The sequence below is a fragment of the Lysobacter sp. KIS68-7 genome (genome assembly GCF_021284745.1).
In the GTDB taxonomy this organism is placed as follows: Bacteria; Pseudomonadota; Gammaproteobacteria; order Xanthomonadales; family Xanthomonadaceae; genus Noviluteimonas.
In genome coordinates, this window is the sequence record NZ_CP089925.1 from 1,915,462 (window position 1) to 1,938,220 (window position 22,759).

A 22,759-nucleotide genomic window follows, 5' to 3' on the forward strand; every position below is an offset into this window, starting at 1 on the left:
ACCCCCGATGCGCCGATGAACTTTTCTTTCGATCGACTGTCCCAACGCCCGGCCACGGACGAGCGGACAGGAAGGAGCCCGGCGCCCACCATGGCCACGGAACACGAAACACAAGAGCTGGACCAGGCGCTCGTCGCCCGGGTGCAGCGCGGCGACAGCGTGGCGTTCGACCTGCTGGTGCGCAAATACCAGCATCGGATCGCGGCGTTGATCTCGCGTTACATCCACGACTGGGCCGAAGTCCAGGATGTCGCCCAGGACACCTTCATCCGCGCATACCGCGCGATCGGGAACTTCCGGGGCGACGCGCAGTTCTACACCTGGCTCCACCGCATCGCAGTGAACACCGCAAAGAACCACCTTGTCGCACACAACCGCCGCCCGCCGACCGACGACATCGACGTCACCGACGCCGAACAGTTCGACTCGGGCATCCGGTTGCGCGACACCGATACGCCGGAGCGTGAGCTGATGCGCCAGGAAGTCGAACGCACCGTGATGAAGGTGGTGGACCGTTTGCCCGCCGAGTTGCGCGAAGCGATCACGCTGCGCGAAGTCGACGGATTGAGTTACGAGGAAATCGCCGAGCGGATGCAGTGTCCGATCGGCACGGTCCGCTCGCGCATCTTCCGCGCGCGCGAGGCCATCGACGAGGAACTGCGTCCCCTGCTCGACAGCGAACCGAAACGCGAGCGTGCCAGCCGATGACGACTCCGACCAGCCATCCCACTTCCGACCGCGAAGCGCTCAGCGCGCTGTTCGACGGTGAACTCACGGGCGACGCCGCGCGCTTCGCGCTCAAGCGCCTCGACCACGACCAGGACTGGCGCGCCACGTGCGAGCGCTGGCATCTCGTCGGCGACGCGCTGCGCGGGCAGGGCGCCTTGTTGCCCGCCACCTTCCCCAACCGCGTGCGCGATGCCATGCAGGGCGGCGCGTTGCGCGCCGATGCGATGCACGCGACGCAAGCGCCTTCGGCCGCCGCGTTCGCTGGTGCCGCGAATTCCCGCGCGAGCGCCTGGCGCGGTCCGCGCTGGGGCAGCGTCGCGCTCGCCGCGTCCGCGGCGATGGTCGCCTTCTTCCTTGCGCGCCAGCCGGCCACCACGAACGTGCCGCCCGCCGCGCCGCAGGTCGCCGCCGCAACGCAGGTTGCGCCGAAGCTCACGCCGAAACCGCAGGCGCCCGCCGTGCAGGTCCCCGACATGCCGTCCGATGCGGAAGCCGCGAGCGCCGCCGCCGTGGCAGTGGCGTCCATCGCGCGTCCGTCGACGCGTGCGCGCAGTGCGCAGCGCGGCCGTGCCGCCACCGATCGCATCGTGTCGCAGGCCGTCGCAACACAAGCCGCCAGCGCGCCGGTGACAGGCGAAGCCCCGGTCACCGTCCTCGCATCGCAGACCGAACCCGCACGTCGCATCGACCGCGATCCGTTCGCCGAAGCTGCGGCGACGCCGCTCGAAGCGCCCTCGCGCCCGTGGCCGCGTGCCGTGTTGCCGCAATACAACGGCAACGGCGCACTCGCCGCCGATTACGCGACCGCACCGTCGTACTACCCGTTCTCGCCGCGCGAACCGCAAGCGACGCCGCGCGACGCAACGCCGCGCGAAGCGATCGACGCCGGCGCGCAACCCGCTCCGCAGCCGTAACGAAGACCACCCCAACCTCCATCGCACCGCCACCGAGGACCCGTCACCGATGCGTCTTCCGAACTTCCGCAATCCCACGCTGCGCAGCGCCTTGCTCGTCGCGGCTACCGCCACGGCCACGTCCGCGGTGCTGCTGACCAACGTCGACGCGCAGACCGCGCCCGCCGCGGCGCAGGCACCCCAGATGGTCGCCGGCCTGCCGGACTTCACCCATCTCGTCGACCAGGTCGGTCCGGCCGTCGTCAACGTCGAAGCCAACATCGGCGGCGGCGGGCGCGACCAGCCCGCGCTCGAAGACGACGAAGACATGCCGGAATTCTTCCGGCGCTTCTTCGGCCCGGGTATGCCCATGCCGCAAGGGCCGTCGCCCGGTCGCGGGCAGGGCGTGTCCTTCGGCACCGGCTTCCTCATTTCCGGCGACGGTTACGTCCTCACCAACCACCACGTCGTCGACGGCGCCAACGAAGTCACCGTGCGCCTGTCCGATCGCCGCGAGTTCAAGGCGAAGGTCGTCGGCAGCGACGAACAATCCGACGTTGCGCTGCTCAAGATCGCCGCCACCGGCCTGCCCTCGCTGCGCATGGGCGATTCGCGCCAGCTGCGTCCGGGCCAGTGGGTCGTCGCGATCGGTTCGCCGTTCGGCCTGGACCACTCGGTCACCGCCGGCATCGTCAGCGCGGTGGGTCGCGCCAACCCGTATGCGAACCAGCAGTACGTGCCCTTCATCCAGACCGACGTCGCGATCAACCGCGGCAACTCCGGTGGCCCGCTGCTCGACACGCGCGGCCAGGTGGTCGGCATCAACTCCCAGATCTTCAGCAACTCCGGCGGCTACATGGGCGTGAGCTTCGCGATCCCCATCGACGTCGCGATGAACGCCGTGGACCAGCTCAAGGCGCATGGCCGCGTGAGCCGCGGCCTGCTGGGCATCGGCCTGGAAGGCATCGACGCCGACCAGGCCAAGGCGCTCGGCCTGCCCGATACGCGCGGCGCGCTCGTGCGCGAAGTGCAGCCGGGCAGCGGTGCGTCGAAGGCCGGCGTGCAACGGCTCGACGTGATCCGCGCCTTCAACGGCACGCCGATCGACGATGCGTCTTCGCTGCCGCCGCTGGTCGGTGCATTGCCGCCGGGTGCGCGCACGACGCTCTCGATCATGCGCGACGGCAAGGCACGCGATGTCACCGTGGTGCTCGGCGAACTGGAAACGGCCGCCGAACCGCGCAGCATCCCCGCGTCCGACACGCCGGCGCCGTCGTATCGCAATTCGCTCGGCATCGTCGGCGAGGACATCGATTCGGGCGACCGCCAGCGCATGGGCCTGCCGAACGACGAAGGCGTGGCGATCGCGCGCATCGAAGGCCTCGCCGCCAAGCGTGCGGGCCTGCAGCCGGGCGACATCGTCCTCGCGGTGGGCCGGACCTCGGTGAACAGTGCCTCCCAGCTCGATCGCGCGCTGGCCGCGCTGAAGCCGGGCGACACGGCGATGCTGCTCGTCCAGCGCGGCGGCAGCAGCCGCTACGTCGCCGTTTCCCCGCGTTCCGAGTCCCAAACCCAGTAAGCGCACGCCGGCCCGGCCAGGGCCGGCACTGCATCGCCCCCGCCCCGACGGCACCAAACGGGGCGGGGAGGGGCGCTGTGCGATAATGCCGCGCTTTTTTCAGGCCTTCGCCATTCGATGCAGCACATTCGCAATTTCTCCATCATCGCCCACGTCGACCACGGCAAATCGACGCTGGCCGATCGCATCATCCAGCTCTGCGGCGGGCTCGAAGCCCGCGAGATGGAGGCGCAGGTGCTCGACTCGAATCCCATCGAGCGCGAGCGCGGCATCACCATCAAGGCGCAGTCCGTCTCGCTGCCGTACACGGCGAAGGACGGCATCACCTACCAGCTGAACTTCATCGACACGCCGGGCCACGTGGACTTCAGCTACGAAGTCTCGCGCTCGCTCGCCGCCTGCGAAGGCGCGCTGCTCGTCGTGGACGCCGCACAGGGCGTGGAAGCGCAATCGGTCGCCAACTGCTACACGGCGGTGGAACAGGGCCTGGAAGTCGTCCCGGTCCTCAACAAGATCGACCTGCCCACGGCCGACATCGACCGCGTCAAGAAGGAAATCGAAGCCGTCATCGGCATCGACGCCGAAGACGCCGTGTCCATCAGCGCCAAGACCGGCCTGAACGTGCCGGACGTGCTCGAAGCCATCGTGCAGCGCATCCCGCCGCCGAAGCCGCGCGACACCGACAAGCTGCAGGCGCTGATCATCGACTCGTGGTTCGACAACTACCTCGGCGTCGTCAGCCTCGTGCGCGTGATGCAGGGCGAGATCGTGCCCGGCACCAAGATGCTGGTGATGTCCACCGGCCGCACGCACCTGGTGGACTCCGTCGGCGTGTTCACGCCCAAGCGCAAGCCGCTGCCGAAGCTCGGCGCGGGCGAGGTGGGCTGGATCACCGCTTCGATCAAGGACGTGCACGGCGCGCCGGTGGGCGACACGCTCACCCTGGCCAGCGACCCGGCGAAGTCCCCGCTGCCCGGCTTCCAGGAAATGCAGCCGCGCGTGTTCGCCGGCCTGTTCCCGGTGGATGCCGAGGACTACCCCGCGCTGCGCGAAGCGCTGGAAAAGCTGCGCCTCAACGACGCCGCGCTGCGCTTCGAACCGGAAAGCTCCGAGGCGATGGGCTTCGGCTTCCGCTGCGGCTTCCTCGGCATGCTGCACCTGGAGATCGTGCAGGAGCGCCTGGAGCGCGAATACGACCTCAACCTGATCACCACCGCGCCCACGGTGATCTACGAAGTGCTCAAGACCGACGGCAGCGTGATGCCGCTGGACAACCCGGCCAAGCTCCCGCCGGTGAACCACATCGAAGAGATCCGCGAACCGATCATCCGCGCCAACGTGCTCACCCCGCCGGACTACGTCGGCAACGTGATCACGCTGTGCGAAGAGAAGCGCGGCTCGCAGGTCGGCATCACCTACATGGGCAGCCAGGTGCAGATCAGCTACGAGCTGCCGATGGCCGAAGTGGTGCTCGACTTCTTCGACCGCCTGAAGTCGGTCTCGCGCGGCTACGCCTCGCTGGACTACCACTTCGTGCGCTTCCAGGCCGGCCCGTTCGTGCGCGTGGACACGCTGATCAACGGCGACAAGGTGGATGCGCTGTCGATCATCACCCACCGCGCCCACGCCGACCGCCGCGGCCGCGACCTCACCGAGAAGATGCGCGAGCTGATTCCGCGGCAGATGTTCGACGTGGCCATCCAGGCCGCCGTCGGCTCGCAGATCATCGCCCGCAGCACGGTCAAGGCGCTTCGCAAGAACGTGCTGGCCAAGTGCTACGGCGGCGACGCGACCCGCAAGAAGAAGCTCCTCGAGAAGCAGAAAGAAGGCAAGAAGCGGATGAAGCAGGTCGGCCGGGTCGAAATCCCGCAGGAAGCCTTCCTCGCCGTATTGCAGGTCGACAACAAGTAAGCTTGCGCCGGCCGGGGTCCCCCGGGCCGGGCGACGCGCATAGGAGCTGGCATGGTGTGGTTCGAAACGATCCTGGTAGTGCTGACCCTGCTCACCGGGATCATTTGGCTGGGGGACAAGCTGTTCTTCGCCAAGGCCCGCGCCGAGCGGGCGGGCTTGCTCGATGAGAAGGAACCGTTGCTGGTCGACTACTCGCGGGCCTTCTTCCCCGTGCTGGCGGTCGTGCTGGGCCTGCGCAGCTTCGTCGCCGAGCCCTTCCGCATCCCCTCCAGCTCGATGATGCCCTCGCTGCTGATCGGCGACTTCATCCTGGTCAACAAGTACGCCTACGGGCTGCGGATGCCGATCACCAACAAGAAGTTCCTCGACATCGGCGAGCCCAAGCGCGGCGACGTGGTGGTCTTCCGCCCGCCGCACCACCCCGACCAGGACTGGATCAAGCGCGTGGTCGGCTTGCCGGGCGACACCGTCGCCTACCGGGACAACACCGTGTACGTGAACGGTGTCGCCTTCAAGTACCGCCCGATCGGCCAATATGTGGGCAAGGGGAAGGGTGCGGAGATGACCGGCGCGGACCTGCTGGAGGAAGCGCTTCCCGGCCGCCCGCACCCCGTCCTGGAACACGAGGATTATCCGTTCGGCATGCAAGGGGATGGCGAATGGGTCGTGCCGCCCGGCAACTATTTCGTGATGGGCGACAATCGTGATAATTCTGAGGACAGCCGATTCTGGCCGACGCACTTCCTGCCGGAGGAAAACCTCCGCGGAAAGGCCTTCCTGATCTGGCTGAATTTCGACATGGATGCCGGCGGCGTGGATTTCTCGAGGATCGGCTCGAACATCCCGTAATACGGCATCGGCAAGACAACGCGACCTTGGGGAGGGGACAACATGAAACGCACGCAACGCGGCATCACGCTGCTCGGGTTCATCCTGATCCTGGCCGTGGCCGGCATCTTCATCTTCGTCGGCATGAAGGTGGTGCCGATGTACATGGAGTACTACGCGGTCAAGAAATCGCTCCAGGGCCTGGCGCTCGAGCCGGGCATCGCCAACGCCTCGCCCGAGCGCATCCGCAACCTGTTCTTCCGCCGCCTGTACGTGAACTACTCGGAGAACGTGAAGGCGGAGAACGTGAAGATCGAACGCGCGCCCGGCGGCTGGCACATGACCGTCAATTACGAGGTGCGCCGCGAGCTCATCTCCAACCTCGACGTGGTCGGCAGATTCGAAGCGGCAAAGGACCTGACGCACGGTGGTCCGGACTGATCGCCTGCGCCTGCCCGGATACGACTTCGTCGATCCGGGCCTGCTCGCCCAGGCGCTGACGCATCGCAGCGCCGCGGCGCTGCACAACGAGCGCCTGGAATTCCTCGGCGACGCACTGGTCAACCTGTTCGTCGCCGAAGCCCTCTACACGCACTGGCCGAAGGCCGACGAAGGCACGCTCACGCGTGCCCGCGCCGAACTCGTGCGCGAATCCTCGCTCGCCACCATCGCCCGCACGCTCGGGCTCGGCGAACACCTGATCCTCGGCCCCGGCGAAATGAAATCCGGCGGCCATCGCCGCGACTCGATCCTCGCCGACGCGGTGGAAGCGATCGTCGGTGCGATCTACTTCGACGCCGGCTTCGAGAAATGCCGCGACGCCGTGCTGCCCTGGTTCGACACCGCGATCGCCGCGCTGCCGCCGCCCAACAAGCTCGGCAAGGACGCGAAGACCCGCCTGCAGGAATGGTTGCAGGGGCGCGGCAAGCCGCTGCCGGTGTACCGCCTCATCGCCGAAACCGGCGACGAACACGCCAAGCAGTTCCTCGTGGCCTGCGCCATCGCCGACCCGGCGCTGGAATGCGAAGGCACGGGCAGCTCGCGCCGGGCCGCGGAGCAAGCGGCGGCCGAGCGCGTCCTGGCCCAGGTGGATCCGACGCCGTAGCGTCGGGGTGAGGGGAGGCGGCGTCCCTTCCGCGTAGAATCGCGCCCCATGGAATCCTCCCCCTTCCGCGCCGGGCACGTTGCCGTGATCGGTCGCCCGAACGTCGGCAAATCGACGCTCGTCAATGCGTTGGTCGGCTTCAAGATCAGCATCACCTCCAATCGCCCGCAGACCACGCGCCACCGCCTGCTCGGCATCGCCACCTTCCCGCACGGCCAGCTGATGCTGGTCGATACGCCCGGCCTGCATCGCGAACAAAAGCGCGCGATGAACCGCATGATGAACCGCGCCGCGCGCGGTGCGCTCGAAGGCGTGGACGCCGCCGTGCTCGTGATCGAAGCCGGCCGCTGGGACGACGAAGACACGCTCGCCTACGACGCCCTGAAGGAAGCGGGCGTGCCGGTGGTGCTCGCGGTCAACCAGGTCGACCGCATCAAGGACAAGACGCAGTTGCTGCCCTTCCTCGCGAAGGTCGCGGGCGAGCGCGACTTCGCCGCCGTGCATCCGATCTCCGCGCTCAAGCGCAAGGGTCTGGAAGCGCTGGTCGACGACGTGCTCAAGCTCGTCCCCGAACAGGCTGCGCTGTACCCGGAAGACGAAATCACCGACAAGAGCCAGCGCTTCCTCGCCGGCGAACTCGTGCGTGAACAACTCATGCGCCTGCTGGGCGCGGAGCTGCCGTACGCCACGACGGTGGAGATCGAACAGTTCGCCGTCGACGGCAAGATGCTGCGCATCGGCGCGGTGATCTGGGTGGAACGCGAAGGGCAGAAGGCCATCGTGATCGGCAAGGGCGGCGAACGCCTGCGCGAGATTGGCAGCCGCGCGCGCGTGCAGATGGAACGCCTGTTCGACAACAAGGTGTTCCTGGAAACATGGGTCCGCGTGCGCGAAGGCTGGTCGGACGACGAAGCGGCGCTGCGCACCCTCGGCTACCACGACTGAGTGCGCATCGTCGGCGAAGCCGCGTATGTGCTGCATGCGCGCGCATGGCGCGAAACGAGCCTGCTCGTCGAAGTCCTCAGTGAAGAACACGGCAGGTTGGGTCTCGTCGCGCGCGGCGTGACGGGCCCGAAGAAACATGTCCTGCGCGCCGCGCTGCAACCGATGCAGCGCATCCGACTGGAAGCGGTGCAACAGGGCGAACTCGCGCAACTGCGCAACGCCGAAGCGCTCGATGCCGCTCCCTTGCTGCAGGGCGACGCCTCGCTCGCCTCGTTCTACGTCAACGAACTCGTGCTGCGCCTCGCGCCGCGCGGCGACGCCTTGCCCGAGTTGTTCGACGCGTATGGCCTGGTGCGCGCGCGGCTCGGCAGCGACGATCCCATCGCCTGGACCTTGCGCCGCTTCGAACGCGACCTGCTCGAAGCGCTGGGCTTCGGCCTCTCGCTCGACGTCGACGGCGACGATCATCCGATCGACCCCGCCGCCCGCTACCGCCTCGATCCCGAACACGGCCCGCGCCGCATGCGTAGCGAACGCGCGGGCGATCGCGACACCACCGCCACGGGCCGCGCCCTGCTGTCCCTGGCCGCCGACGAGATGCCCGACACCGACGACCTCGCCAGCCTGCGACGCGCGCTCCGCGAGGTTCTCGCCTACCACCTGGGCCCGCGCGGCCTGAAGTCCTGGGACATGCTGGCCGAACTCGGTCGCCTGTCGAAGCCGCGTTCGCCTTAGCACGCTATCCTCCGCCGCCATGACGCATCGGACGCGCCTGCTTGCCCTGCTGTGGATGTCGGCCCTGGCCGGCACCGCGCAGGCGCGCACGCTCGAAGCGGACGTCGCGAAGCTCCGCTTGCCGGTCGCCACGCTCGACACCGTGCACGTGCAGCTCGAATGGCCCGAGGGCGCAACGCAAGGCACCTTGTCGCTGCAGGCCGAGCGCGTACAGGCGGCGGACCTCGGCATCGATGCACGCCACATCGCGTGGACGTGTCCGTTGCAACGCATCGACACCGTGGGCTGGGCCTGCGACGGCACGTTGCGCAGCGCGGGCAAGTCGTTTCGCCTCGCGATCGCCTTCGACGAAGCCGGCCTGCGCGGCACCTTCGGCGACAAGCGTTCGACGATTGCGATGCACCGCGCCACCGCCACGCCCGATCTCACGCGCATCGACCTGACCCGCGTGCCCATCGTTTGGGCGCAAAGCCTGCTCGAACAATCCTGGGCCGATGCGCGCCTGCAGGGCGGCACGCTCGATGGGCGCGTCGATGTTGCCGCACCGTCGAAAGGTCCGCTGCAAATCACCGGTCGATTGAACGCCGCCGGCGTCAAACTCGAAACCACCGACGCGACGATCGCCAGCGACAAGCTCGCCGGCACCTTCGACTTCGACTACAGGATTTACGACGCACCGCATCCATCGCTGCTTTCACTCGACGGCACGCTGCACGGCGGCGAATTCCTCGCAGGCAGCGTGTACGTCGCGCTGCCTGCCACGCCGATCCGACTCTCCATCCGCGGCGAATCACGCGAAGGCGCGTGGACCTTGTCGCGCATCGACTGGGCCGACGACGGCGCGCTGCATGTCGCCGGCAGTGCCGCCCTCGACGCCGAAGCGAACCTGCGCACGCTCGACCTGACGATCCACAGCGACGACCTCGCCCCCGTCCGCGACCGCTACCTCACCGGCCTGCTCGGCATCGCCGGCGTCTCGGACCTCGCGCTCACCGGCTCGCTCGATGCGCAGGTGCGCGTGGACAACGGCGCCTTGCATGCCTTCGACTTCGTCCCGCACCACGTGGACATCGTCGAACCCACCGACCAACGCTTCGCCTTCCACGGCCTCGACGGCACGCTGCGTTTCTCGCGCACCTGGCCCATCGAGAGCGCCCTGCAATGGCACGACGGCGTGCTGTACGGCCTGAAGTTCGGCGCGGCGAAGTTGCCGATGCGCAGCGAAGGCGGCGCGGTCTCGCTGACGCAAGCCGTGTCGGTGCCGCTCCTCGGCGGCGCATTGCGCTTCGACAACATGACCCTGCGCCCGCCTGCCGACGGAAAGGGCGCCGAAGCGATCTTCGGCCTGAGCGTCGATAAGCTCGATATCTCGCAACTCGCCACCGCCCTGGACTGGCCCGTCTTCCGCGGCCAGCTCACCGGCCACCTGCCGCGGGCGCACTACGCCAACGAGAAGCTCGATTTCGAAGGCGGACTGTCGATGGCGATGTTCGACGGGCGCGTGGATGTGTCCTCGCTCTCGATGGAACGCCCCTTCGGCGTGGCCCCCACGCTCGCCGCCGACCTGCGCATCGACGACCTGGACCTGCTCTCGCTCACCGAAGTGTTCGACTTCGGCAGCATCACCGGCCGCCTGGACGGGACCATCGACCAGCTCCGCCTGGTCGACTGGTCCGTCACCGCCTTCGACGCCGAACTCCACACCGACCCGAAGCCCGGCCTGCGCCAGCGCATCAGCCAGCGCGCCGTGCAGAGCATTTCGAGCGTGGGCGGCAACTCGCTGATGACCTCCATCCAGGGCCAGCTCATCGGTTTGTTCGACGACTTCGGCTACAAGCGCCTCGCCATCGGATGCCACCTGGTCAACGAGGTCTGCGACATGCGCGGCCTCCATTCAGGGGGCGACACATTTACTATCGTCGAAGGTGCGGGGCTCCCGCGCCTGACGGTCATCGGCCACAACCGCCTGGTCGATTGGCCCACGTTCGTCGAGCGCCTGAGTGCGGTCGGCAGTGGCGAAGTCAGCCCGGTGGTCGAATGAAGGAGACGACATGAAATCGGCACGCTGGATGGGAGTTTCGGTGGCTTCGCTGTGGGCGCTCAGCGCCTGCGTCACGATCAACGTGTACTTCCCGGCCGCCGAGGCCAAGGAAGCGGCGAAGGAGTTCGTCGAGAAGGTGATCGGCCCCGACGCGGTGCCGGCGACGCCCGTCGAGACCACGCCCGAGAAGAAGCCCGAAGGTGGCAGCGGCGGCATGGCCAGCCTGCTGCAGCGCATCGACCCGCTGAGCCTGATCGGCATCGGCAGTGCGTACGCGCAGGGCCAGCCCGACATCTCGATCAAGTCGCCCGCGATCCAGGCCATCCAGGCCCGCATGGCCTCGCGCTTCGACGCCTCGCTGCGCAAGGGCTTCGACCTCGGCGCGCTCGGCTTCGGCAAGGACGGCATGGTGGTGCTGCGCGAGCCCGGCTCGCTCGAGCTCAAGGACCGCGCGGGCATGCAGACGGCCGTGGCCGACGACAACCGCGACCGCAAGGCGCTCTACAAAGAGGTCGCCGTGGCCAACGGGCACCCGGAATGGGAAGCGCAGATCCGCGACGTCTTCGCCAAGCAGTGGGTGGACAGCGCCCGCGGCGGCTGGTGGTACCAGGACAAGAGCGGCGGCTGGAAGCAGAAGTAAGCCGCCCCGGGGGATAATGCGCGGCCCTGAACCCGCCGCGCAGTCCCTTGGCCCGTATCGATCAAACCCCCTTCGAAGTCGCGATCACCGACTTCACGCACGACGGCCGCGGCGTTGCCCGCCGTCCCGATCCCAAACAGGAAGGCGCCGGCAAGGCGGTCTTCATCTCCGGCGCACTGCCTGGCGAAACCGTCGTCGCGCAGCTCACCGAACGCCATCGCCACTTCGATGAAGCGCGCACGCTCGAAGTGCGCGTGGCTTCTCCGGATCGCGTGCCCGCGCGCTGCCCGCACTTCGGCACCTGCGGCGGCTGCGCGTTGCAGCACATGGACGAAGACAAGCAGATCCACGCCAAGCAGCGCGTGCTGATGGAGAACCTCGCACGCATCGGCCACGTCACGCCCGAACGCGTGCTCCCGCCGCTCACCGATGCCGCGTGGGGGTATCGCCGCAAGGGCCGCTTCTCCGTGCGTCGCGTGGAGAAGAAGGGCAAGACGCTCGTCGGCTTCCGCGAACAGGACGGCCGCTACGTCGCCGACCTGCGCGAATGCCACACCGTGATCCCGCGCATCGGCATGAAGATCGCCGCGCTGTCCGCGTTGATCGATGGCATGGACGGCCGCAGCGATATCCCGCAGGTGGAATTCATCGCGGGCGACGACACCGCCGCGCTGATCTTCCGCCACCTGCAACCGATGTCCGAACGCGACCAGGCCGCGCTGACCGCCTTCGCGCAGGAACACGACTTCGCGATCTTCCTGCAGCCCGGCGGCCTCGACTCCGTGCATCCGCTCTGGCCGCACGGCCCGAAGCTCGCCTTCACGCTGCCCGACTGGAACATCGAACTGCAGTTCCGCCCGCTCGACTTCATCCAGGTCAACGAAGGCCTCAACCGCAAGATGATCGCCAGCGCACTCGACCTGCTCGACGTGCAGCCGGGCGACCGCGTGCTCGACCTGTTCTGCGGCTTGGGCAACTTCACGCTGCCGCTCGCGCGCACGGCGGGGGAGGTGGTCGGTGTGGAAGGCGATGCCGGCCTGATCCGCCGCGCCCGCGAGAACGCCGAACACAACCAGCTGACGAACGTCGACTTCCACGCGGCGGACCTGGCGACCGACCTCGCCAACCACGCCTGGATGCGCGCCGGCTTCGACCGCCTGCTGCTCGACCCGCCGCGCTCCGGCGCCGACGTCGTGCTCAAGCAACTGCCGCTCGGCGGCCTCAAGTGCATCGTCTACGTGAGCTGCCACCCGGCCTCGCTGGCCCGCGACGCCGGCTACCTCGTCAACGAACGCGGCTGGAAGCTCCGCGCCGCCGGCGTGATGGACATGTTCCCGCACACCGCGCATGTCGAGAGCATCGCGATGTTCGAACCACGCTGAACGTATGATCCGACGATCGAACCAGAAGGACACCCCCGCATGCTCGTGATCGGCATCGCCGGCAAGGAACTCACCGCGCAGGAGCGCGACTGGCTGCAGCATCCCGCGTGCGCCGGCGTGATCCTCTTCACGCGCAACTTCGCCTCGCGCGCCCAGGTGGCCGAGCTCTCGCAGGCCATCCGCGAAGCCACGCCGCGCCCGCAGCTGGTCTGCGTGGACCAGGAAGGCGGCCGCGTGCAGCGCTTCCGCGAGGGCTACAGCGCACTGCCGTCGCTGGAAGGCTTCGGCAAGCTCTACGGAAGCCAGCCCGATCGCGCGATCGAACTCGCGAAGGAACACGCCTGGCTGATGGCGAGCGAGATCCGCGCCAGCAACGTGGACCTGAGCTTCGCGCCGGTGGTGGACCTGGGCCGCGGCAATCGCGCCATCGGCGACCGCGCGTTCTCCGCCGACCCGCAGATCGTCGCGGAATTCACCCGCGCGTATGTCGAAGGCATGCACGCCGCGAACATGGCCGCGACGCTCAAGCATTTCCCCGGGCATGGTTCGGTGCTGGAAGACACGCATTACGACGATGCCGTCGACCCGCGCGAGCTCGATGACATCCGCGCGCTCGACCTCATCCCCTTCGTCGCCGGCATCGACGCCGGTGCCGACGCGGTGATGATGGCGCACGTGGTGTACCCGAAGGTCGCGCCGGAACCGGCGGGCTACTCGTCGCGCTGGATCGACGAGATCCTGCGCAAGGAGATGGGCTTCAAGGGCGTCGTGTTCTCCGACGACATCGGCATGGCCGCCGCGTTCTCCGCGGGCGGCATCAAGTCGCGCATCGACGCGCACCTGGATGCCGGTTGCGACGTGGTGCTGGTCTGCCATCCCGAACTCGTGCCCGAATCGCTCGCTGCCGTCGAAGGCCGCAACCTCAACACCATGGCGCTCGCCGGCCTGATCGGCCGCGGCCCACTTGCGTGGGAAGGCCTGATCGCCGACGCGCGCTACCACGATGCGAGCACGCGCCTCGGGGGCGGCATCGCATGAGCGCGGTGCCTGCGCTCGCCGATGCGCTGAAGCGCTCGGACGTCGTCCACGACCGCAAGGCCATCGAGCGCGCCATCGGCGAGATGGCGGTACGCATTCGCAACGACTACGCCGGCTCGGTGCCGCTGTACCTGACGGTGATGCACGGCGGCCTGCCGTTCGCGGGGCAGCTCGCGCTCGCCATCGGCGAACGCGGCCTCGACCTCGAATTCGATTACCTCCATGCCTCGCGCTACCGCGGCGCGCTCTCCGGTGGCGAGCTGCACTGGAAGCACCGCCCCGCGACCGCGCTGCGCGGCCGCCGCGTGCTGCTGGTCGACGACATCGTCGACGAAGGCCACACGCTGTTCCAGGTCCGCGAATGGGCGCGCGCCGAAGGCGCCGCCGAAGTCCGCATCGCCGCGCTCGCGGTGAAGCAGCACAACCGCTGCGTCCCCGACCTGGTGGCCGACTACGCGGGCCTGCGCGTGCCGGACCGCTACGTCTACGGCTACGGCATGGACTACTACGAACAGGGCCGCAACCTGCCCGCGATCTACGCCCTCCGGGAGTGAGCATGCGACACGACGACCTCGCCCTCGCCGTCATCGGCGGCACCGGCGTGTACCGGATCGCCGAACTGGAACACGTGGAGTCGCACCTGCCGGAAACCCGTTACGGGTTTCCCTCCGGCCCGGTGCGCGTGGGCATGCTGGGCGGCAAGCGCGTCGCCTTCCTGGCCCGCCATGGCGAAGAACACGGCGTGCCCCCGCACAAGATCAACTACCGCGCCAACCTGGTCGCGCTGCAGATGATCGGCGCCTCGCGCATCGTCGCGCTCAACACGGTGGGCGGGATCACCGAGCGCTTCGGGCCCACGGTGCTCGCGCTGCCGGACCAGTTGATCGACTACACCTGGGGCCGCATCTCGACCCTCAGCGAAGAGCCGGGCACCGACGTGTTGCACGTCGACTTCGGCGATCCCTATACCCCCGGACTGCGCGCGCAGATCCTCGCTGCAGCGCAGCGAGCGGGCGTCGCTTTGGTCGATGGCGGTTGTTACGGCGCCACCCAAGGCCCGCGCCTGGAGACGAAGGCGGAGATCGCGCGCATGCGCCGCGATGGTTGCGACCTGGTGGGCATGACCGGCATGCCCGAAGCAGGGCTCGCGCGCGAATTGGGCCTGCAATATGCGTGCCTTTCGATCGTCGCGAATTGGGCTGCCGGCTGTAGCGGCGATGCGGAGATCACGATGGCCGAAGTGCTGGCCAATGTTGAAACCGCTTCCAGCGGAATCCCGCCGTTGTTGCGAGCAATATTGGCGGGGTGACCGGGGTCGAGGTGGTGTTGCGAAGCGGGGTCTTCCATGCATACTCGCGCCGTGCGCAAGGATGCCCCCGCGCCTGGCGCACTTCACCGCATCCAGACGAGGTCACACAGGTTATGCAGTACGGCACCGTGAAGTGGTTCAACGACGCTAAGGGTTTCGGGTTCATCGCTCCGGAAGACGGCAGCGCCGATGTGTTCGTGCATTACTCGGCGATCAGTTCCAAGGGCTTCCGCAGCCTGCAGGAAGGCCAGCGGGTCAGCTACGACGTCGTGCAGGGCCCGAAGGGCGCGCAGGCGGCTGGCGTGATGCCCGTTGCCTGAGGCATAAGGACGCGACAAGACGTCCGCTAAAGACCCCGCCGGAGTTTTGGCGGGGTTTTTTTCTGGCCGATTGAGAAGCGGGGAACGGCTGCGACACCAGAACGTCGGACCGCCCCGCAGTCCGTTATCGCGCCTGTCGGAGCGCCTACAAGCCGCATCCTGCAACCGGAGCTCCGCCCGGGTGGCCATCCATGGCCGCCCTGCAGTCGCGACAACGGACTGCGTGTCGGTCCTCTGCGCGTGACGCGGGCGCGGCCTTGCTATCGTGGGTTCAAGATCGAAACACATCTCCACAATCAGGAGCGTCGGTCATGATCCGCATCGTTGTCTCGCTCCTGTTCGGTTGTCTGGCTTCGATCGCATACGCATCCGATGACACGGTTCGATGGCCCGTGCCATGGACGCTGGGTTCCGAGACCGCCTACGAGGGAAGTCTTGTCACCGAGCAGGAGAACGGTGTTGCCAAGTCGTCCTATCGGGTCACGACGACCGAAGTCCATCGCATCGTCGGGGCGTCCAACTCGGGCTTCGAGATGCTCGTGGAGAACCAAGGCTCGCGTATCGAAATGATCGAGGGGGATCCGGCTCGCGCCAACGCGCTGCAGCCAATGTTCAAGCTCTCCGATGCCTCTCCGACGCGCGTCGAGTTGGATGCCACGGGTCGGATGGTCGGGCTGCACGTCGACCCCGAACTGTCGGTGCAACTCAAGAAGGCGGGCAAACCTGGGCTTGAGTCCGTGATGCGGAGCCAGATCGACGCGCTTCCCGAGGATCAGCGCGCGCCATGGAGGGCGCAGATGGATGCCCTCGTCGAAAAGATCCTGGACCAAAACCTGAGCGTGGCTGCCATGGAAGCCACGCGACGGGAATGGTGGGACCTCACCGCTTTGGTGGGCCGGTCCTACAAACCCGGGGAAGTCCAGGAGGTGCCGTCGGCTTTCTTCAACTCCGAATGCGGCGTCATGCCTGCGCCGCTGTATTTCTGGCTGGACCCGACACGGACGGACGCGCACCTGGCGACCATCCAATATCGTCGCGCGGCCAAGGCCGACGCGGGAGAGAAAGGGTGCAGGGCGCCTGATTTCGAGCAGGTCGAGGAGGGCGACATTGTCTTCGACCGCGCCACTGGTCTGGTGGAATCCACCGAACTGCGCATCACCACGACGCAGGGCGTCGCGATGACGACAGTCAATGGTCGAACGAAGCGGAAGCAATGAGCGGCTGCACTCTCGTGTCACGCTCTGCTCTTGCCCTCGGTGTATCGTCAGACCGCCATGGACGAGCGCCCCGACAACCAGCCCCCCGAATTCGCCCCGCGCGACCTGTGGACCGATGACCTCGCCTTGCGCGAAGCCGTCCTCCGAGAAGGCGCAGGGCCTTTCGCGAACCATCTCGCCGCCTACGCAAGACTCGCTGGCGACACGATTTACGCACTCTCCTTCGACGCCCACCGCGACCGCCCGCGCCTGCGCACGCACGATCGCTTCGGCACCCGCATCGACCGCGTCGAATTCCACCCGAACTACCACACGCTCATGCGCGCCGCGATCGAGAACGGCGTCGCCGGTTTGTCATGGCGCACGCCCGAACCCGGTGCGCACGTCGCGCGCGCGGCGCTGAGCTATCTGCACCACCAGGTCGAACCCGGCACCAGTTGCCCGCTCACCATGACGCACGCCGCCGTGCCCACGCTCGCGCATGCGCCGGCCTTGAGTGAGTGGCGCAACAAAGCTGCCGCGCCGCATTACGACCCGCGCGAGTTGCCCATCGCGGACAAACGCGGCGTCACGCTCGGCATGGGCATGACGGAGAAGCAGGGCGGGTCCGATGTGCGCGCCAACACCACGCGCGCGGTGGCGCTCGCCGGTGACGGCGAGTACGCGCTCACGGGGCACAAGTGGTTCTTCTCGGCGCCGATGTCGGACGGCTTCCTCGTGCTCGCGCAGGCGCCCGGCGGGCTCACGTGTTTCCTGTTGCCGCGCCGCTTGCCGGACGGTGCGCGCAATGCCTTCACGCTGATGCGGCTGAAGGACAAGCTGGGCGATTGGTCGAATGCGTCGTCGGAAGTCGAATTCCAGGGGGCGTGGGCGCAGCGCGTCGGCGATGAGGGGCGCGGGGTGGCGACCATCCTGGAGATGGTCATGCTCACGCGGCTGGATTGCATGCTCGGGTCGGCGGCGGAGATGCGCATGGCGCTCGCGCAGGCGATGCACCACACGCGGTATCGGCGGGCGTTCGGCAAGGTGTTGGTCGAGCAGCCGTTGATGCGCAATGTGTTGGCGGACCTGGCGATCGAGGCGGAGGCGGCGCTCGCGTTGTCGATGCGCGTGGCGCGTGCGGTGGATGCGGCGGGCGATGTGCCGTCCGAGGCGGCGTTCGCGCGCATCGCCACGGCGATCGGGAAGTACTGGATCTGCAAGCGCGCGCCGGCTTTCGTCAACGAGGCGCAGGAATGTCTCGGTGGCGCGGGTTACGTGGAGGAGTCGTTGCTGCCGCGTTTGTATCGGCAGGCGCCGCTCAATTCCATCTGGGAAGGCAGCGGGAACATCCAGTGCCTCGACGTGCTGCGCGCGTTGCAGAAGGAGCCGGAGTGCGCCGAGGCGTTCTTCGCGGAGCTGCCGATGGGCCTGCATCCGACGCTCGACGAGGAAGTGATCTGGTTGCGCGAAGCGATGCGCAAGCCTGAAGAGGGCCGGGCGCGATATCTCGTCGAACGGATGGCGCTCGCCTTGCAGGCGGCGGTGTTGCTGTTGGCCTCCCATCCGCTCGCGGAAGCGTTCTGCTTCAGTCGGCTGGCGGGCGAGCATGGGCTCGCGTTCGGGACCTTGCCTGCGGGTGTGGCGATCGACGAGGCGTTGGCGCGCGCCTTGCCGTGATTACGCACCGAAGAATCCCTTAGCGCGACCTTCTTCCAGCTGCGGCGCAAGCCACGCCCACAACGCCGGACACCCCGCTTCGATCGGCGGACCAACCTTGCGCACCACGCGCTCGTAGCTGATCCCGTTCTCCACCCAACTACCGCCACCCTGCGCGAGGTTCAGCAGCACGGGCATCGCGCGATCAGCCGCATGGGCGAAGCGCGCTTCCGCCGTCTCGCCGTCTTCGAACTCTTCCCACAGCGCCAGGAACTTCGCGCCCTGCGCGTTCGGAAGCATGCCGAAGATGCGTTCCACCGCCACGCGTTCGGCGGCCTTGCGTTCGGCCAGACCTTCCTCTGCGTAAACGATAGTGTCGCCCGTATCGATTTCGCCGATGTCGTGCACCAGCAGCATGGAGACGACGCGATGCAGGTCGATGTCGGGTTCGGCGAACTCCGACATCGAGGCGGCGAACAGTGCGATCTGCCAGCTGTGCTCGGCCGAATTCTCGTAGCGGTCCAGGCCGATGGGCTTGGACTTGCGCGTCACGCCTTTGAGGCGATCGAGTTCGAGGATGAAGTCGATGATGTATTGCATGGTCAATCCAGGAATTGCAGCTTGGCCAGTTCCGCGTACAGGCCACCCTGCGCGAGCAGCTGCGCGTGCGTGCCTTCGGCGACGATGCGGCCGCGGTCCATCACGACGATGCGGTCGGCCTTAAGAACAGTGGCCAGGCGGTGGGCGATCACGAGCGTGGTGCGGCCTTGCATCAGGTTTTCCAGCGCGTGCTGCACGGCGCGCTCGCTCTGCGCGTCGAGCGCGGAGGTGGCTTCGTCGAGCAGCAGGATCGGGGCGTCTTTCAGCAAGGCGCGCGCGATGGCGATGCGTTGCTGCTGGCCGCCGGACAGGCGCGCGCCGCGTTCGCCGAGTTCGCTCGCATAGCCCTGGGGCAGGGCGGTGACGAACTCGTGCGCTTCGGCGGAACGCGCGGCCTGCGCGACCTCATCGTCGGTCGCGTTCAAGCGCCCGTAACGAATGTTGTCGGCGGCGGTGGCGGCGAAGATCGTCGGTGCCTGCGGGACGAGGGCGATGGCTTCGCGCAGTTGTGCAGGATCCAGCGCGCGCAGGTCGACGTCGTCGATGCGGATCGCGCCCTGCTGCGGATCATGGAAGCGCAGCAGCAACGCGAAGACGGTGCTCTTGCCTGCGCCCGAGGGGCCGACCAGCGCCACCGTCTCGCCCGGCGCCACGCGCAGAGTGAAGCCTTCGAGTGCCGGGGCATCTGCGCGTGTCGGGTAATGGAAGGAGACGTCCTCCATCGCGATCTCGCCGCGCAAGGGCGTCGGCAGCGGGACGGGATTCGCAGGCGCCACCAGTTGCGGCTGTTCGAAGAACAGGTCGTTGATGCGCCCCATGCCGCCGGAGGCACGCTGTACGTCGTTCCACACTTCCGCGAGTGCGCCGACCGAACCGCCGCCGAGCATGGCGTACAGCAGGAACTGGCCGAGCGTACCGGCGCTCATGCGATGGGCCACGACATCGTGCGCGCCGGACCACAACACGATGATGATCGCGCCGAAGAACGCCGTCATCGCCACCGCGGTCACGATGGCCTGCATGCCGATGCGCTTGCGCGCCGTCGCCACCGCGCGCTGCACGGCGTCGATGAAGCGACCACGCTCGTAAGGCTCGCGCGCATGCGACTGCACCGTGCGGATGTTGCCGAGCACTTCGCTCGCCAATGCATTCGCATCGGCCACGCGGTCCTGGCTCTGTCGCGAAATCTTCCGCAGCCGCGTGCTGCCCAGCACGATCGGCAGCACGAACAGCGGAATGCCGACTAGCGTGTAGGTCGCCAGGCGCGGGCTCGTCACGAACATCATGCCGATGCTGCCGAGCACCATCACGAAGCTGCGCAGCGCCACGGAAATGCTGGAACCCACCAGGCTGCGCAGCAGTTCGGTATCTGCGGACAGGCGCGAGACCAGTTCACCGCTGCGCGTGGTTTCGAAGAACGCAGGGTCCAGTCCGATCAGGTGGCCGTACAAGCGTTCGCGCAGATCGGCGACGACACGCTCGCCCAGCAGCGAGACGAAGAAGAAACGCGCAGCGGTGGCCAGCGCCAGCGCACTCGTGCAAGCAAACAGAATCGCGAAGGTCGCATCGATGTTCGACGCGCTGTTGAACCCGTGGTCGATCATGCGGCGCACGGCGACGGGCAGGGTGAGCGTCGCGGCGGAGGAGGCGCCCAGCGACAACAGCCAGGCGATGAACAAGCCGCGCTGGCGCTGCACGAACGGCCACAGCGCACGCAGGCTGCCGAGGCGGCCCTTGTATGTCGGTTCGGAGGTCGATGCCATCAGCCATTGTCCCCGATGCGCGCGCGATTGCGCGTGGCGTCGCGCAATTGGGCGGCCAGGGCGTCCACGCGGTCGGCGGGCAGACGCAGGCGGACGCGCAGGCCGTCGGCGTCGAACGCTTCGTCCAGGCGCTCCGCCCCGTGCGCGGCCAGGGCGGCGTGCACGGCGCCGGTGTCTTCGAAGCCGGCCTGCACGATGAGTTCGCGGTAATCGATCAGTGCACGGCGCGGCGCGGTACGCAGGCATTCGGCCGCGGCGCCGCCATAGGCGCGTACGAGCCCGCCCGCGCCGAGGTTCACGCCGCCATACCAGCGCGTGACCACCACCATGACGCGATCGAAGCCCTGGCCGTCGATCGCCGCAAGGATCGGGCGGCCGGCGGTGCCCGCAGGTTCGCCGTCGTCGCTGGAGCGGTAGTCGTTGCCGATGCGATAGGCCCAGCAGTGATGCGTCGCGGGCGTACGCGCGGTATCGGCCAGGAAGGCGAGCGCCTGTTCGGTCGATTCCACCGGCACGGCCTGCGCGAGGAAACGGCTGTGCTTCACCTCGATCGCGTGCGAGGCGGGCGAGGCCAGGGTGTCGCTCATTTCTCGAGCGGTCGCAGGTCTTCGGGGATGACGTATTCCGGGTAGCGCTTGCGGAAGGCCTTCAGGCTCACGCGCGCGTCTTCCACGTTGCCCGCCTTCTGCAATTCGCGGATGCGTTGCAGCCAGGCGTCGCGCACTTCCGGGCTGCCGGTGGTGGCGGGCGGGACGACTTCTTCGTCGGGCTCGGCGTATTGCGGTTCGGCTTCTTCGCGCGCGCGCTCGGCCTGGTCGGCGGCGCGTTGCAGGGCACCGAGGCTCGCGGCGGCGGCCGCCTTCGCGGCGGGGGCGGCCGCAGGTGCGGGGGCATTGGGCGGAAGTTCGACGACCATGTCGGCCGCGGCGTTGGCCGCTTCCGCAGGCGGCGGCGGAGGGGCGGGCGCCGCCGCGGCAGCGGCCTGGCGCGGATGCACCGCTTCGTCGAGCACGATGGCGGGCGCTTCGAAGGCCTGGGGCTTTTCCTGGCGCTCCTCTTCCGTCGGCGGACGGACCGCAGTGCGCGGCATCGGGCGCGGCGGCGCTGCGGGCGGCGGCGCTTCGGGAATCTCGAGCTTCCTGCGCGGCACGGATTGCACCGACATCGAGGGCTCGGTCTTCTTGAATTCGACGGCGTCGTCGCCGCCGCTGGGGCGCGCGGCGCTCGGCACGTTCGGCAAAGGGCGCAACTGCCACGCGATGCCGCAGGCGAGCGCAAGCGATGCGGCGAAGCCGAACACCGTCGGCCAGGTCGCGGCCTTGCGGCCCTCCCTGCGGCGCGGGCGGATCGGCTCGGGCTCCGCGGCTGCATGCGCCGCTGCAAGGATCTTCGCGTCGAGCGCGGGCGACGGCTCCGCATGCGGACCCAGCCGCGCGAGGCGCTGCGCGAGCGCGCGCTCTTCGGGCGTCAGTCCGTTGCCGGCGTGTTCGTCATGCGTGCTCATGTCGTTTCCGATCCCAGGCCCGCGCGCAACTTGTCCATCGCGTAGCGCAGCCTAGATTTGACGGTCTCCCGGCCCACGCCGGTGATCTCGCCGATCTCCTCCAGTGACAGTTCCTGTTCCAGGCGCAGCACGACCACTTCGCGCTGCTCCGGCGGCAGCGCATCCAGTGCGAGCTGCAGCCGCCGGCGTTGTTCGAATTCCGAAAGCACGCGCTCCGGCGTTTCCGGGTCGGGCACGCGCATGGCGCGTTCGTCGGCATCGTCGGGCGCCGGCGGCCGGTGTTTCAGCGCCCGCCAATGATCGCCCAGGCGATTGTGCGCGATCCGGTAAAGCCAGGTGCCGAAGGGCGCGTCCGGGGCCCAGCCGCTGCGGGCGCCGATCACCTTCTGCCAGATGTCCTGGAACATCTCGTCGGCCAGCGCATTGTCGCGCAGGTGCCGCAGCAGGAAGCGATACAGGCGCGTGCGGTGGCGGCCATACAGCTGCTCGAACGCGGCCGCATCTCCGGCGACCCAGTCCAGCATCAAACGCTCGTCGCTGGCCTCGACCCCCTCGTCCATGGCGCGCAGGTTACGGGGTGGC

General features: G+C 68.1%; 23 protein-coding genes. 18 read left to right on the plus strand and 5 right to left on the minus strand.

Going from position 1 to position 22,759, the window contains the following annotated elements; genetic code table 11:
* Positions 1–90 precede the first annotated feature (90 nt).
* The 18 genes from rpoE (at position 91) to LVB87_RS09410 (ending at position 18,331) form a co-directional block, all read left to right on the plus strand.
* The gene (gene rpoE, locus LVB87_RS09325; RefSeq protein ID WP_232897703.1) at positions 91–708 is read left to right on the plus strand and encodes an RNA polymerase sigma factor RpoE; all 618 of its coding nucleotides are present in this window, start codon (positions 91–93) and stop codon (positions 706–708) included.
* Positions 705–1,643, plus strand: a complete 939-nt coding sequence (locus LVB87_RS09330) for a sigma-E factor negative regulatory protein (RefSeq protein ID WP_232897704.1) — start codon at positions 705–707, stop codon at positions 1,641–1,643. The genes rpoE and LVB87_RS09330 overlap by 4 nt, the downstream gene beginning before the upstream one ends.
* 49 nt (positions 1,644–1,692) lie before the next feature.
* A complete protein-coding gene (locus LVB87_RS09335) occupies positions 1,693–3,201 on the plus strand; it encodes a DegQ family serine endoprotease (RefSeq protein WP_232897705.1) in 1,509 nt (502 codons plus the stop codon).
* Between the two features lie 117 nt (positions 3,202–3,318).
* Positions 3,319–5,112 carry a translation elongation factor 4 gene (gene lepA, locus LVB87_RS09340; protein ID WP_232897706.1) on the plus strand — a complete coding sequence of 598 codons (1,794 nt, stop codon included), beginning with the start codon at positions 3,319–3,321 and terminating at the stop codon, positions 5,110–5,112.
* Positions 5,113–5,163: 51 nt separating this feature from the next.
* Positions 5,164–5,961, plus strand: coding sequence for a signal peptidase I (gene lepB / locus LVB87_RS09345; protein ID WP_232897707.1), 798 nt, complete (start codon positions 5,164–5,166; stop codon positions 5,959–5,961).
* A 42-nt stretch (positions 5,962–6,003) separates the two neighbouring features.
* Positions 6,004–6,381 (plus strand): DUF4845 domain-containing protein, encoded by a 378-nt coding sequence (locus LVB87_RS09350; RefSeq protein ID WP_232897708.1) that lies wholly within the window; start codon positions 6,004–6,006, stop codon positions 6,379–6,381.
* Entirely contained in the window at positions 6,368–7,045 is a 678-nt protein-coding gene (gene rnc / locus LVB87_RS09355) for a ribonuclease III (RefSeq protein WP_232897709.1), read from the plus strand. Before LVB87_RS09350 ends, rnc begins: the two co-directional genes overlap by 14 nt.
* Positions 7,046–7,093: 48 nt before the next feature.
* Entirely contained in the window at positions 7,094–7,990 is an 897-nt protein-coding gene (gene era / locus LVB87_RS09360) for a GTPase Era (protein WP_232897710.1), read from the plus strand.
* Entirely contained in the window at positions 7,991–8,725 is a 735-nt protein-coding gene (gene recO / locus LVB87_RS09365; RefSeq protein ID WP_232897711.1) for a DNA repair protein RecO, read from the plus strand. It begins immediately after the preceding gene.
* Between the two features lie 19 nt (positions 8,726–8,744).
* Positions 8,745–10,766, plus strand: a complete 2,022-nt coding sequence (locus LVB87_RS09370) for a hypothetical protein (protein WP_232897712.1) — start codon at positions 8,745–8,747, stop codon at positions 10,764–10,766.
* A gap of 10 nt (positions 10,767–10,776) precedes the next feature.
* Entirely contained in the window at positions 10,777–11,406 is a 630-nt protein-coding gene (locus tag LVB87_RS09375) for a YdbL family protein (protein ID WP_232897713.1), read from the plus strand.
* Between the two features lie 47 nt (positions 11,407–11,453).
* A complete protein-coding gene (gene rlmD, locus LVB87_RS09380) occupies positions 11,454–12,788 on the plus strand; it encodes a 23S rRNA (uracil(1939)-C(5))-methyltransferase RlmD (protein ID WP_232897714.1) in 1,335 nt (444 codons plus the stop codon).
* Positions 12,789–12,827: 39 nt separating this feature from the next.
* Positions 12,828–13,826 (plus strand): beta-N-acetylhexosaminidase, encoded by a 999-nt coding sequence (nagZ, locus tag LVB87_RS09385; protein ID WP_232897715.1) that lies wholly within the window; start codon positions 12,828–12,830, stop codon positions 13,824–13,826.
* Positions 13,823–14,380, plus strand: a complete 558-nt coding sequence (locus LVB87_RS09390; RefSeq protein ID WP_232897716.1) for a hypoxanthine-guanine phosphoribosyltransferase — start codon at positions 13,823–13,825, stop codon at positions 14,378–14,380. Before nagZ ends, LVB87_RS09390 begins: the two co-directional genes overlap by 4 nt.
* A 2-nt stretch (positions 14,381–14,382) precedes the next feature.
* Positions 14,383–15,135 (plus strand): S-methyl-5'-thioinosine phosphorylase, encoded by a 753-nt coding sequence (locus LVB87_RS09395; RefSeq protein WP_232897717.1) that lies wholly within the window; start codon positions 14,383–14,385, stop codon positions 15,133–15,135.
* Between the two features lie 113 nt (positions 15,136–15,248).
* Entirely contained in the window at positions 15,249–15,455 is a 207-nt protein-coding gene (locus tag LVB87_RS09400) for a cold-shock protein (RefSeq protein WP_232897718.1), read from the plus strand.
* Between the two features lie 311 nt (positions 15,456–15,766).
* Positions 15,767–16,672 (plus strand): hypothetical protein, encoded by a 906-nt coding sequence (locus LVB87_RS09405; protein ID WP_232897719.1) that lies wholly within the window; start codon positions 15,767–15,769, stop codon positions 16,670–16,672.
* Between the two features lie 57 nt (positions 16,673–16,729).
* Positions 16,730–18,331: an acyl-CoA dehydrogenase family protein gene (locus LVB87_RS09410; RefSeq protein WP_232897720.1), complete on the plus strand. Its 1,602-nt coding sequence runs from the start codon at positions 16,730–16,732 to the stop codon at positions 18,329–18,331.
* On the opposite strand, the gene LVB87_RS09415 is transcribed toward LVB87_RS09410, so the two are convergent.
* Genes LVB87_RS09415 through LVB87_RS09435 form a run of 5 tightly spaced genes read right to left on the minus strand, consistent with a single transcriptional unit; the run spans position 18,332 to position 22,737 of the window.
* Positions 18,332–18,910 (minus strand): HD domain-containing protein, encoded by a 579-nt coding sequence (locus tag LVB87_RS09415; protein ID WP_232897721.1) that lies wholly within the window; start codon positions 18,908–18,910, stop codon positions 18,332–18,334.
* 2 nt (positions 18,911–18,912) lie between these two features.
* Positions 18,913–20,673 carry an ABC transporter transmembrane domain-containing protein gene (locus tag LVB87_RS09420; RefSeq protein WP_232897722.1) on the minus strand — a complete coding sequence of 587 codons (1,761 nt, stop codon included), beginning with the start codon at positions 20,671–20,673 and terminating at the stop codon, positions 18,913–18,915.
* Positions 20,673–21,260, minus strand: a complete 588-nt coding sequence (locus LVB87_RS09425) for a YigZ family protein (protein ID WP_232897723.1) — start codon at positions 21,258–21,260, stop codon at positions 20,673–20,675. Before LVB87_RS09425 ends, LVB87_RS09420 begins: the two co-directional genes overlap by 1 nt.
* The gene (locus tag LVB87_RS09430; RefSeq protein WP_232897724.1) at positions 21,257–22,177 is read right to left on the minus strand and encodes a hypothetical protein; all 921 of its coding nucleotides are present in this window, start codon (positions 22,175–22,177) and stop codon (positions 21,257–21,259) included. The genes LVB87_RS09425 and LVB87_RS09430 overlap by 4 nt, the downstream gene beginning before the upstream one ends.
* Positions 22,174–22,737, minus strand: a complete 564-nt coding sequence (locus LVB87_RS09435; protein WP_232897725.1) for an RNA polymerase sigma factor — start codon at positions 22,735–22,737, stop codon at positions 22,174–22,176. Before LVB87_RS09435 ends, LVB87_RS09430 begins: the two co-directional genes overlap by 4 nt.
* Positions 22,738–22,759: the final 22 nt, after the last annotated feature.